This is a genomic window from Bradyrhizobium sp. th-b2, from assembly GCF_000426785.1.
Classification (GTDB): domain Bacteria; phylum Pseudomonadota; class Alphaproteobacteria; order Rhizobiales; family Xanthobacteraceae; genus Bradyrhizobium; species Bradyrhizobium septentrionale.
The window spans coordinates 88,299-100,455 of the sequence record NZ_AUGA01000028.1; the positions used below are offsets into that span (position 1 = coordinate 88,299).

Below are 12,157 nucleotides of genomic sequence, written 5' to 3' on the forward strand. Positions count from 1 at the left end.
GAAGTCACCTCATCTAGGTCGTAAACATGCGAACATCCCGAAGCGGTCCGCGCGAGACTGCAATATCGATGAACGGCGTGAAGCTCGCGGGCGACGCGTCCGCCGGCGGTGTCTCTGCGAGCAGCTCTGCGAGCAGACCGCGTGCCGCTGACTGGCTTCGCTGGGCTTCCACATGGCCGATGATGCCGAGCCGCACGGCTGCACCGACAAGACCGGTCACCAACGTCCAGCCCGAGACCAGTTCGGCTGCATCCAGGTTGAAATTCGCATCCCGGCTGACGACGGCCTGTGCGACCGGCAAATGACCGAGCCGCGCGTCCGATGACACCAGGGTGCGGTACGCGACCGACAGCGGCCCATCGAGTTTGACCCAAACCCCGAGCAGCGCCCTGCCTGCTCGGCGCGACCCTTCCCGCATCTCCGCCGATGGTGTTCCCGCCTCGGCGAGGCGGTCGACCGCAGCAATCGCGTCACATCCTGCCGCGTGAAAGGCCTTGCGCAGCAGGACGCGCTCCATGGTGGCCCATCGCCGCGCCAGCTGATCGGCGATGATGCGGTCCAGCTCATTGCGATTGGAGAGCATGCCGTCCGCGGCGAGCCCTTCGAGCCCCCAGGAGAACGCGAAGCCGCCGGCCGGATAGGCGCTGTCGCCGAGTTGCAGCAGTGCCAGCGCCTGCAATCTATCGAACAACATCGCTCTCCACCACCTCGCCTGCCTGGAGCAGCGGCATGATGCGCGCGCGATACGCCTCGAGCGGACCATCCAGCAGCACGACGAGCCAGTCACCGTCGAAGCGGACCCGCCAATGCAGATTTCCGGCATTCCATCCGAGCTTGAGCGCCGTCGCCTGATCCGCGGGTTTCAAGCGCCAGGTCGCCTGCTCGCCGAAACGGGCAATGATGGCGCGATCGTGCGAGAGAAAAAGCAGCCCGCCATCGACCAACTCTTCGTCACGATCCAGGCTGACCGCGCAGTCCGTTCCGCGATCGGTCATCAGGCGAAAGCGCTTGCGACCGACGTCCGCAGGCGGCACGAACAGCAGTTCGATCCCACCGTGATGCTCGATATGATGGAGGCGACCCGCATAGGTCGGATCGTCGGATCTCCCGATGATGCCATGAAGCCGTAACGTCACGATGTTCTCCCGCAATTGAACCGGCGCCGGCTTACCGGACCGTCGCCGACACCTCCTTCGACGTCACAAGCATGACCTCGCCGTCCAGGATTGGCTTGGCGATGCCGAAGAAGGTTGCGACGGCTGCCGACCCGTTATGGCGATCCATCGCAGCCTTGTTGGCGAAGCGCTCGTAGGTCGTGAAGAGGCAGGGATCTTCCTCGCTTTGCGAGATGAAGAACCCGATGGTATCGGGCTCCCTGGCCGCGACATGAGCCGCGACGTCAAGAAGCGCGTCGCGCATCGTGACCTCACGCCCGGATTTCGTCCTGATGACGGCTGTGATCGTGATCATCAGAACTTTCTCCAATCGCCATCGGCCTCAAAGGCCCTGGCCGCCTGATAAATGGTCGCCTCGTTGTAGTCCTTGGCGATCAGCATCAGGCCGACCGGAAGGCCGTCTGAGAGGCCGCAGGGCAACGACATGGCCGGGTGGCCGGTGACATCGAACGGGCTGGTCGTGGCGGTCATCTCAAAGGCGCGCTGGACAATTTCGGACAACGGCGCATCCTTCGCCGGAATTGGAGTCGCGACACAGGGCAAGGTCGGCATCAGGAGCAGGTCGTACGAACCGAACATCGCATCATAGGCGGCCTTGGCGGCGATCGCGATGTTGCGGGACTTCGCGTAGTAACGGCCGCGATAGTGACTGACGCCCCACTGTCCGACCAGCATACAGAGCTTCAGCGTTTCCGACAGATCGTCGGCACGGTTGCGCCAGGCGGAGTGCGCGTCCAGCAGGCCCACATCGTAGAGCCCCTTCCAGTTGAAGCCCATGCCGTTGCCTATCATCATCTGGACCAGGAAGCCTTCCAGCGTAATCGGATTCCAGGCGGCGAGCGCGTGCGCGTGTTCGGGAATCGAAACTTCCGACACGCTGGCGCCAAGTCCGGCGAAACGCTCGGCCCCGGCCTTCACTTTCGCGACGACGCCTTCCTGCATGTTTGGCGCCGAAAAGCCCTCCTTGAGCACACCGATCTTCAGGCCCTTGACGCCCCGCCCGAGCATCTCGGTGTAGCTCGTGACCTTCGGCGCGTATTGCCGCGGATCGAGCCCGTCGGGACCGGCCAGCACCTCCAGCAGCAGCGCATTGTCGGAGACGTTCGCCGTCATCGGGCCGGTGTGGTCGATCGTCGATTCGATCGGCATCACGCCGGTATAGGGCACGAGGCCGTGCGTCGCCTTCATGCCGTAGATGCCGCAATAGGACGCTGGGATGCGAATCGAGCCACCCTGGTCGCCGCCGATCGACATGTCGACTTCGCCGGCCGCAACCAGCGCCGCGCTGCCGGAAGATGAACCGCCGGCGGAATAACCCATCTTGAGAGGGTTATGAACCGGCGCCGGATCGGAGGTGTGGCTGCCGCCCGAGAGGCAGAAATGTTCGCATACGGCCTTGCCGACGATGGTGCCGCCGGCATCGAGAATCCGCGTCACGATCGTCGCGTCGGCTGCGGGGATGAAGCCTTCGAGGGTCGTCGAGCCGTTCATCATGGGAACGCCTGCAAGCGCGACGTTGTCCTTCAGGACGACTGTCCGGCCGGCGAGCTTGCCGCTCGGCGCGCCCTTCACCTCAGTCTTGATCGCCCAGGCACCGTATTTGTTGTCCTTCGGACCCGGCTTCGAGCCGGGCATGCGGGGGTATTTGACCGGCGGCAACGGATTCGGCAGTTCGTCGACGATGTCATAGGCATCAAACATGCCGCCCATCAATGCGAGATACTCTCCGGCTTCTTCGACCGACATGTTCATGTGCAGGCTCGCCGCGAGTTCAGCGATATCCTCGGCATTCGGGCGTTTGATAGACATGAGTCATCCTTTCTTGTGCAGACAAGCTGGCAGAGAAGACAGAAATCACCGATCGCAGTGGCCGGCGCAGCTGCGCCGGAATTGGCCTTAACTCGGACTCATGGCGGCATCCCGTGCCATCAGGCTTTTCCGGTCGAGCTGTCCCGTGATCCGTCCCTTCTGGATGTTGAGGACCCGGTCGGACAGCGTGGTAATGAACTCGAGATTCTGCTCGACGACGATCAGCGACATGCTCCAACGCTTCTTCAGCGCGAGCAGCGTCTCGGTGATCTCTTCGATGATTGATGGCTGGATACCCTCCGTCGGCTCGTCGAGCAGAATGAGCCGCGGCTTGGTGCAGAGACAGCGCGCAAGCGCGAGCAGCTGCTGCTCGCCACCGGACAAGGCACCGCCGCGCCGATCGAGCAGTCGCACCAGACGCGGAAAGTCTTCCAGCACCGTATCAATGATACCACGGTCTTCCCTTGGCGCAGCAGCGAGGCCCATGCGCAGGTTCTCGTAGACGCTCAAATCGGGGAAAATCTCCCTTCCCTGCGGCACCAGACCGATGCCGAGCCGGGATCGCTCGTGCGGCTTCAAATGGGTGATCGTCTTGCCCGCGAAGACGGCCGTACCCCCGGTCGTCGGCAGATGACCCATCAGCGCGCGCAAGGTCGTGGTCTTGCCCATGCCGTTATGGCCGAGAATGCCGAGATACTCGCCGTCCTGTACCGTCATATCGATACCAAACAGGATCGGAATCCGGCCGTATCCGGATCGCAGGTCCTTGATCTCCAGGAGCGCGCTCATGCCGCCACCTTCTTGCCGAGATAGACGTCGCGCACCCGTTGATCCGCCAGCACCTTGCCCACAGTATCTTCCAGCAGGACGCGCCCCTGATGGAATACGGTCACCTTCTTGGCGATCTGCTTGATGAACTCCATGTCGTGCTCGACGACGATGATGGCGTGTGTCCGGTTGATCTCGCGGATGATCGCGGCGGTGTGGGCGGTCTCCTCGTCGGTCATGCCGGCAGCCGGCTCGTCCAGCAGGATCAAATCAGGCTCGGCGGCGAGCACCATGCCGATCTCCACCCACTGCCGCTGACCGTGCGACAATGTCGCGACGATGCGATCGGCGTGATCGGTCAGGCGGATCATCTCCAGAACGGAATTGACGGCCGGCGCCTGCGCACGCGGTGTCGCCTTGCGGCGGACCGCAAGCCAGATGTTCTCGCGCACCGACAGGCCGTTGAAGACGTTCGGCACCTGGGTCTTGATGCCAATCCCCATACGGGCGATCTGGTGCGACAGCCTGCCTGCGATGGCCTCGCCCCGGAACGCGATCGTGCCCGAGGTCGGGGTGAGCTGGCCGGTGAGCATCTTGAAGAAGGTGCTCTTGCCTGCGCCGTTGGGGCCAATGAGGCAGCGCAGCTCCATCTCGTCCAGCGTGAAACTGATGTCGTCATTGGCGACCACGCCGCCAAACCGCATCGTGAGATGCTCGGCCTTGAGCAGAGGTACGAGCTCGGCCATGGCTATTCTGCTCCAGCCGGATGCGGCGCCACCGGCGACGATTGCAGCGGCTCGTCTGCGCGAGGCGCCGTCGGCTTCGGCTCGGGCACAAGCCTGAGCAGGAGATCACGCAGCGTCGGCACCAGCCCCTTGGGTAGCAGCAGCACGAATACGAGCAGGACGGCGCCAAGGACGAGATTGGAGTTCAACGCCTGCTGCGAGCCGATATAGGCGACAATGTACTCGATCAGCACGCAGCCGACGATCGGGCCAAGCAAGGTGCCAAGGCCGCCCACGGTGATCCAGATGATGATCTCGGCCGAGAGCGACAGGCTGAAAATGGTCGGACCAACGAACGCGCCCCAATTGACGTAGAGCGCACCGGCAAGTCCCGCGATCGCACCACCCAGAATGAACGTGAGCAGCTTGACCAGGCGCGGGTCGTAACCGAGCAAGGAGGCGCGCACTTCGTTCTCGCGCACCGCCACAATGACGCGCCCGGCCGGCAGCGACAGCAGAAGACGCAGCAGCAGGAATACCGCAAGCAGCGCTCCGGCCGTCGTCCACCAGGATTGTTCGGGCGACAGCATCTCGCCCGGATGGAACGGCACGTTGAAGGTCGGCACTGCCGGAATGCCGTTGAAGCCGCCGAGCAGCGCCTGGCCGATCCGGTAGCTGTCACCCGACGTCGAGTTGATGCAGTTGAACAGGATCAGGGTGACGGTCAGGGTGATCACGCCGAGATAAACGTCGGAGATGCGGCCAAAGAAAACAAAATAGCCGAGGATCGCGGCGAACAGCAGCGGAATGATAACGGCGAGCAGAATCGCCGGCGTCGAGTCCTGAAAATTGACGGCCGCGATCGCATAAGCGTAGCCGCCCAACCCGAAGAATGCAGTCTGCCCGAACGACAGGATGCCGCCAAACCCCCAGATGAAGGCAAGGCTGAGCGCCAGCACCGACATCGCCGCGAACAGCGTCAACTGCATCAGCGCGAAGAGTTCGATCACCGAAGGAACCAGCGCGATCGCAATGATCGCGACGACGACTGCACCCGCCTGGGCAGCGAGACGAAAGCGCGGGGACATCACAGCGTCCCCTTGAAGAAGCGGCCGGAGATACCCTGCGGCAGCAACCGGATCAACACGATCGCCGCCGTGAACACCAGGACCTCGCCATATACGGGGGTCGTGAAGTAGGCGCCGATTTGATTGACAGCACCGAACAGGCTCGCCGCCGACATCGTACCCGACAGGATCGCGGCACCGCCACCGACCACCGTCATGAAGGCCTTGGCGACGTAAGCGCTACCCATCCCGGGAGTGATGCCCGAGACCGGCGCCAGCAAGCCGCCGGCCAGGCCCGTGACCGCGGCGCCGACCGCGAAGGTGCTCATATAGACCCGTGCCGGATTGACGCCGAGGGTCGCTGCCATCGCCGGGTTCTGCATCGTCGCGCGAGCGATCAGACCCCACCGGGTGAAGCGCATGACGCCATAGACCAGAGCCATCATGACGATCGCCATGCCGGCCAGGAACAGCGTGTAGTAGCTCGACTGATACGAGCCGATCGAGAAGCCGCCAAGGGGGGTGGGCACTCCCTGCTGGGTATTGCCGTAGATCGTCGTGATGATGCCGATGATGGCGAGGCTCAACCCCCAGGTCGCCAGCATCGAATCGACCAGGCGTCCATAGAGAAAGCGGATGAGACAACGTTCGATGATGAGGCCGACAACGCCGACAAACAGCGGCGCAATGATCAGCATTGCGATCCAGATGTTCACCCCGGCATTGGCCGAGATGACGGTCGCGTAAGCGCCGAGCATGATGAACTCGCCATGGGCGAGATTGATGATCTTCATCATGCCGAAGATGATCGCCAGTCCCAGGCACAGCAGAAACAGTGAGGAAACTCCGTTCAGGACGTCGAGCCCGAGTATGACGTAGATCGCCATTCATAAGGTCCTTCCGGCAGTCTAAATGCGTTGGCCCCGCCGACCTGCGGGGCCAAAAAGCGTCAGAGACTGATGATGTACTGTTTGGTGTCGTTCGGGTTCTTGACTAGATCGCAGACGCTTGCGGTATCGGCCGGCTTGACGTCGGGGAAGCTCTCCAGCACCGACCATTTGCGGTCCTTCACCTCTGCGAGGAACGCGTTACGGATCGTGTGATGGGTCGCCTTGTCGAGCGTGACCTTGCCGCTTGGTCCGTCGAACGCGATGGAATCCTCCAGCGCCGCGATCACCTTCATGCGGTCGATGCCGCCGGCCTTGCGTACACCGGCCGCCCAAAGCATGACGCCTTCGTAGGTACAGGCGGCAAGCTCGCTGATATAGGGCGTGTCGGAATGCGCTTTCTTGATCTTCTCGACGAAGCTCTTTGAGGCCGGCGTCGTCAGCTCCTCGAAATAGCCGTAGGCGCCGAGAATGGAATCGCTCTCGGCCGCGTCAAGCGTGGTCGGCTCGTTGACAAGGCCGAACGTCGTCGATGCGATCGGGATCTTCCCCTTCATACCGGCCGACGTCCACTGCCGGTAGAACGCGGTATGGTTGCCGCCGACCAGCGCCGAGAGAATAAGGTCGGGCTTCGCGGCCTGGATCTTCGAGATTGTCGGGCCGAAGTTGGTGACGTCGAGCGGGAAGAAGTCCGTCGACAGCACTTCGCCGCCATTGTCCTTGACGTATTTGGTCATCCACTTCGCGGTGATCTGACCGTAATTGTAGTCGGCAGCAATGATGTAGGCCTTCTTGCCTGCCTTTTTCATCGCGGTTGGCACCAGCTTTTCCACGGTCTGTGCGGGCGTCGTCCCGGTGCAGAAGGTGTTGCGGTCGCAGACTCCGCCTTCATAGAGCACGTTGTAGAAGTACAGCACCTTGAAGCGATCGAAGGTCGGGCGCACCGCCTCGCGCGAGGCCGAGGTGATGCCGCCGTGAACCACGTCGACCTTGTCTTTCACCGCAAGCTGCTGGGCAAATTGCGAATACATCTGGATATTCGACTGGGTGTCGTAGTGGATCACCTTCAGCGGCCGGCCGATCAGTCCGCCACCCGCGTTGATCTCGTCCACGGCGAGCTGCAGCGCGTAGACCATCGGCGTACCGGAGGCCGCGATAGGACCGGACTGGTCGAGCAGGCTGCCGACGACGATCGGATTTTCGGCGCCAAGCGCTCCTGAGCGGAAGACCGCGGGTGCCGCAATCAGCGTCGTCGTTGCAATGGCCGAGTGCTGCAGGAAGCGGCGACGGGAGAAAGTCATGAAAGCCCCCAACCGGTTCTTGATAAGGAAACTATTAAAAAGACAATATTTGAAAATGCAAGCGCTTTATCGACGTGCGACGATCGAGAAGTCGTAGCCATCGAGCTTGGCGATGAAGATCGGATGCCGGCCTCCGACCACAGGGTGCGCGTCATCGCCGCGCGCTGTGCGTTGCTGGATGGTGCGCCCGTAAAAGCGGGTCAGTTCCCGCGCATCGAAGCTGCCCGCTTCCTCGATCAGGGCCGCGAGCGAATAGATGCCCTCGTAGCAGGACTCCCCGTAGGCATTGGCCGGGGGCGGACTATCGCCAAACGCCGTATGGTACCGCTCCAGGAATGCGCCATTGTTGCGGGAACGAATGGACGCGAAATAGCTCGAGGCTGCGTAAAGGTTTTCGGTCTCGCCCATCTCGAGCCCGTAGATAATGGTCTCGTCGATCGCGGAGCAGAACCGCAACACGCTCGAACTCAGGCCCGCTGCACAGAACGCCCGATTGAAGGCGATGCAGTCCAACCCCAGGAAGAGCGGCACGACCACCTCCGAACGCGTGGCCTTGATGCGGTCGAGGATCTCGTCGAAGTCATCCGAGCCGACGGGCAGATAATGCTCTCCCGTCACCGTTCCCCCGATGCGGGCGACCAGCGCGCGCGCAATCTTGAGCGACGAGCGCGGCCATATGTAATCATTTCCGCAGAGGAAATAGCGTTGCGCGTGTTTTGCTTCCGAAAGCCACTGAAGCGCCGGCGCGAGAAGCTCATCGGCGGTCTCACCGGTCGTCATGACATCGAATGTCGACGACAGCCCTTCAAACTGCGGCGTGTATATGAACGGGACACGACCATGAGCTGCACTCGCCACGAAGTCCCGGGCAAAACTGGGCAACATCCCGACAATGCCGTGCGCGCCCCGAATTTCGATTGCGTCGCGCGCGGCCTGGCCTGCGCTCACGCCGCTCTCACCGGCATTAATGATGCGCAACTCGACCGGACGGCGCAGGATGCCCGACATCCTGTTGATTTCATCGACTGCCAGACGTCCGCACGCCTCAGCTGACGGCGCCCACAGTCCTGCGGCGCCGCTTTGTGGGATGAGCAGACATATCCGAACGCTACGCAAAAGTGGCCTCTCCGTACTTCCGACGGACATACCACTCACGAATCATGCCAACCGCGATCACGCCCCCAGCGGAGCCGGTTTTGCGGCAGAAGCGACCAATCTCGCCCCCGGCTGCCCGTCTTTCCGGCGTTTGCCGCCCAGTCAGCCCATTCATTGGGCACGCACAAAGCGGGTTTGCTTTCCGCCACCGCCAATTTATAGTCGAAGTGAAATGTTGAAATATCAACTAAATTGACCAAGGGACAACGAGTGGATCTACCCGACCTCATCCGGGGCGTGAATCGTCAGCTGGAACAGGCGCTGGAAGCCCGGCTCAAGCCGAGGGACATGTCTCTCCATCAGTATCGCGTGCTCGAGGCGCTGGCGGAGCGGAACGGTCTGCCGATGGGCGATCTGGCGACCCGTCTCTTCGTTGATGGTCCGACACTTACAAAGATCATCGACAGAATGGTCGCCACGGCCGAAGTCTATCGCGGCCCCGATCCACTTGACCGACGCAAGGTCCTGATTTTTCTCTCGCGCAGCGGCGCTGCGCGCTTCGACGAAGTTGGCACGCTCGGTACCTCTGTTCAGCAAGATATCCTCGACCGGCTGGGTGCATCAGAAGCCGCGACGTTGACCGCGCTGCTCTCGGAGCTGCTGGCCTGTCCTCTCCCGCTACATCCTCGCTCGACTCGCGGACGAGAGACGTTCACTTACGAATGACTGAGCGTAATAATCGGAACGGCTCGTCCATCAGGAACACCGACGGTTGCCTGACGATGGCCTTGGCCAGAGCGACCCGCTGTGGCTCGCTGCCGGACAACGCGCTTGGCTTCTTGGCAGATGGTCGACCTTCAGGAACTGCGCCGACGACGAGATGCGCGCCTTGGTCTCGTCTGCCGACAATCCCGCATGCCTGAGGCTCATCTGAATATTGGCCAGCGCCGTCAGATGCGGATAGAGCAGCGCCGACTGAAACACCATCGCCACAAAGCGCCTGCCGCGCGGACCTTAGTCGCCTCCTCGCCGCTCTCAGTCACGTCCAAGATCGGCTCCAACAGCACCCTGCGACACGGTTTGTGGCATATCGCCGCCCCAACCCTGCAAGTTCGGTTGCGGCACATAGTTCATGGAAGACGCTTCTGCTTGCGCGCTATCCTCATGGCCTCCAGGAATGCGGCATCGGCCCCTTCCAGAGCTCATTGTCTTGATTGACGAGCGAGAGCCGAAGAAAGCAATGCGAGCCGACCGACCCACTACCGAAGGGATTTGCGACAATTGTTGACGGCCATTTCAAGTCGGAGCTTGAAACAACCATCTGTGCGGAAGCCGCCGGCGCGCTCTGAAGTCGGCTTGTCCGATGCTCCGGATCGAAATCTATCCGAGAAGAAAGTCCGCACTTTGTTGAGCTAGTAAGGTCGGCCATCGTTCGCCGCGGTAACGGCCCGCTCGCCAGGATCCTGCGCTGCATATTTCTTGTTGGTTCAGTCCGGGCAGTCACGTCTTAAAGTCAGCGTCGTCGGCGTCCTCGCTTGCCTCCCTGGAGTCGGCATCTCCATGCGGCTATCGTCGTCGAGATTGACGTATAGCCAATACAGAAGGCCCGGCATCGCTGCCGAGCCATCTTGTTGTTGAGCTCCAAATGCTCGGAGTTAGAAGTCCATACCGCCCATGCCACCCATTCCACCCGCACCCGGAGGCATGCCGCCGCCACCCGCGTTCTTCTTCGGCACTTCGGCCACCATGGCCTCGGTGGTGATCAGAAGAGCCGCCACCGAGGACGCGTTTTGGATCGCCACCCGAACCACCTTGGTCGGATCGATGATGCCCTTCGAGATCAGGTTGCCGTATTCACCGGTCTGCGAGTCGAAGCCGTACGAGTACTGATCCTTTTCGAGGATCTTGCCGACGATAACGGAACCGTCCTCACCGGCGTTGATCGCGATCTGGCGGGCCGGGTAGGACAATGCCTTGCGCACGATCTCGACGCCGGTCTTCTGGTCGTCGTTCTTGGTGCGAATGCCCTTGAGGTGCTCGGAGGCACGCAGCAAGGCGACGCCACCGCCCGGCACGATGCCTTCCTCGACAGCCGCGCGGGTCGCATGCATCGCGTCGTCAACGCGATCCTTGCGCTCCTTCACCTCGACCTCGGTCGCGCCGCCAACGCGGATCACCGCGACGCCGCCCGCGAGCTTGGCCAGGCGCTCCTGCAGCTTCTCACGGTCGTAGTCCGAGGTGGTCTCCTCGATCTGCGCCTTGATCTGCGCCACGCGAGTTTCGATGTCGGCCTTCTTGCCGGCGCCGCTGACGATCGTGGTGTTCTCCTTGTCGATCATCACCTTCTTGGCACGGCCGAGCATGGCGAGCGTGACGTTCTCGAGCTTGATGCCAAGGTCCTCCGAGATGGCCTGGCCGCCGGTCAGGATCGCGATGTCCTGTAGCATGGCCTTGCGGCGATCGCCGAATCCCGGAGCCTTGACGGCCGCGACCTTCAGGCCGCCACGCAAGCGGTTCACAACGAGCGTGGCCAAGGCCTCGCCCTCGACGTCTTCAGCGATGATGACCAGTGGCTTGCCGCTCTGCACCACGGCTTCCAACAAGGGAAGCAATTCATTCAACTGAGATAGCTTCTTCTCGTTGATCAGGACGTAGGCATCTTCCATTTCAACGCGCATCTTGTCGGCGTTGGTGACGAAATAGGGCGAGATGTAGCCGCGGTCGAACTGCATACCCTCGACGACTTCCAGTTCGGTCTCGAGCGACTTGGCTTCCTCAACCGTGATCACGCCCTCGTTGCCAACCTTCTTCATGGCGTCGGCGATGAACTTACCGATCTCGGCATCGCCGTTGGCGGAGATGGTGCCGACCTGGGCGATTTCCTCGTTGGAGGTGACCTTCTTCGAGTTCTTGACGAGGTCGGCGACCACGGCTTCCACCGCCAGGTCGATGCCGCGCTTCAGGTCCATCGGGTTCATGCCGGCGGCAACCGACTTGGCGCCTTCACGGACGATTGCAGCTGCAAGCACGGTCGCGGTGGTGGTGCCGTCGCCGGCCGCGTCAGCCGACTTGGAGGCGACTTCGCGCACCATCTGGGCGCCCATGTTCTCGAACTTGTCCTCGAGCTCGATCTCCTTGGCGACGGTGACGCCGTCCTTGGTGATGCGGGGAGCGCCGAACGACTTCTCGAGCACGACGTTGCGGCCCTTGGGACCGAGTGTCACTTTCACCGCATTATGGAGAATGTCGACACCGCGCAACATGCGGTCGCGGGCATCGACGCCGAATTTGACTTCTTTGGCTGACATAATGATCTCCGCTTTCAACTGG

The 12,157-nt window shown here is 62.0% G+C and carries 13 protein-coding genes; 1 reads left to right on the plus strand and 12 read right to left on the minus strand.

Features of this window, described 5'->3' with window-relative positions:
• Window positions 1-13 precede the first annotated feature (13 nt).
• From K359_RS0129730 to K359_RS0129775, 10 genes are all read right to left on the minus strand, one after another.
• Window positions 14-694, minus strand: coding sequence for an urease accessory protein UreF (locus K359_RS0129730; RefSeq protein WP_245284763.1), 681 nt, complete (start codon window positions 692-694; stop codon window positions 14-16).
• Entirely contained in the window at window positions 681-1,151 is a 471-nt protein-coding gene (gene ureE / locus K359_RS0129735; protein ID WP_029082581.1) for an urease accessory protein UreE, read from the minus strand. The genes K359_RS0129730 and ureE overlap by 14 nt, the downstream gene beginning before the upstream one ends.
• A 16-nt stretch (window positions 1,152-1,167) precedes the next feature.
• Window positions 1,168-1,470 (minus strand): putative quinol monooxygenase, encoded by a 303-nt coding sequence (locus tag K359_RS0129740; RefSeq protein WP_029082582.1) that lies wholly within the window; start codon window positions 1,468-1,470, stop codon window positions 1,168-1,170.
• Window positions 1,470-2,984 carry an amidase gene (locus K359_RS0129745; RefSeq protein WP_029082583.1) on the minus strand — a complete coding sequence of 505 codons (1,515 nt, stop codon included), beginning with the start codon at window positions 2,982-2,984 and terminating at the stop codon, window positions 1,470-1,472. The genes K359_RS0129740 and K359_RS0129745 overlap by 1 nt, the downstream gene beginning before the upstream one ends.
• 87 nt (window positions 2,985-3,071) lie before the next feature.
• Complete coding sequence (locus tag K359_RS0129750; protein ID WP_029082584.1) at window positions 3,072-3,773, minus strand: ABC transporter ATP-binding protein; 702 nt, start codon at window positions 3,771-3,773, stop codon at window positions 3,072-3,074.
• Complete coding sequence (locus K359_RS0129755) at window positions 3,770-4,498, minus strand: ATP-binding cassette domain-containing protein (RefSeq protein ID WP_029082585.1); 729 nt, start codon at window positions 4,496-4,498, stop codon at window positions 3,770-3,772. The genes K359_RS0129750 and K359_RS0129755 overlap by 4 nt, the downstream gene beginning before the upstream one ends.
• Window positions 4,499-4,500: 2 nt before the next feature.
• Window positions 4,501-5,565 carry a branched-chain amino acid ABC transporter permease gene (locus K359_RS0129760; RefSeq protein ID WP_029082586.1) on the minus strand — a complete coding sequence of 355 codons (1,065 nt, stop codon included), beginning with the start codon at window positions 5,563-5,565 and terminating at the stop codon, window positions 4,501-4,503.
• Window positions 5,565-6,431, minus strand: a complete 867-nt coding sequence (locus K359_RS0129765) for a branched-chain amino acid ABC transporter permease (protein ID WP_029082587.1) — start codon at window positions 6,429-6,431, stop codon at window positions 5,565-5,567. The genes K359_RS0129760 and K359_RS0129765 overlap by 1 nt, the downstream gene beginning before the upstream one ends.
• A 62-nt stretch (window positions 6,432-6,493) precedes the next feature.
• Window positions 6,494-7,732 (minus strand): ABC transporter substrate-binding protein, encoded by a 1,239-nt coding sequence (locus tag K359_RS0129770; RefSeq protein ID WP_029082588.1) that lies wholly within the window; start codon window positions 7,730-7,732, stop codon window positions 6,494-6,496.
• Between the two features lie 66 nt (window positions 7,733-7,798).
• Window positions 7,799-8,848 carry a substrate-binding domain-containing protein gene (locus K359_RS0129775; protein WP_029082589.1) on the minus strand — a complete coding sequence of 350 codons (1,050 nt, stop codon included), beginning with the start codon at window positions 8,846-8,848 and terminating at the stop codon, window positions 7,799-7,801.
• A gap of 249 nt (window positions 8,849-9,097) precedes the next feature.
• Here K359_RS0129775 and K359_RS53370 point away from each other — a divergent pair, with 249 nt between their 5' ends.
• Window positions 9,098-9,553 (plus strand): MarR family winged helix-turn-helix transcriptional regulator, encoded by a 456-nt coding sequence (locus K359_RS53370; RefSeq protein WP_051346480.1) that lies wholly within the window; start codon window positions 9,098-9,100, stop codon window positions 9,551-9,553.
• Here the strand turns inward: K359_RS53370 and K359_RS66260 are convergent.
• Window positions 9,540-9,866: an ATP-binding cassette domain-containing protein gene (locus tag K359_RS66260; RefSeq protein WP_084518549.1), complete on the minus strand. Its 327-nt coding sequence runs from the start codon at window positions 9,864-9,866 to the stop codon at window positions 9,540-9,542. The genes K359_RS53370 and K359_RS66260 overlap by 14 nt on opposite strands.
• Window positions 9,867-10,482: 616 nt before the next feature.
• Window positions 10,483-12,135: a chaperonin GroEL gene (gene groL / locus K359_RS0129790; RefSeq protein ID WP_029082591.1), complete on the minus strand. Its 1,653-nt coding sequence runs from the start codon at window positions 12,133-12,135 to the stop codon at window positions 10,483-10,485.
• Window positions 12,136-12,157 lie beyond the last annotated feature (22 nt).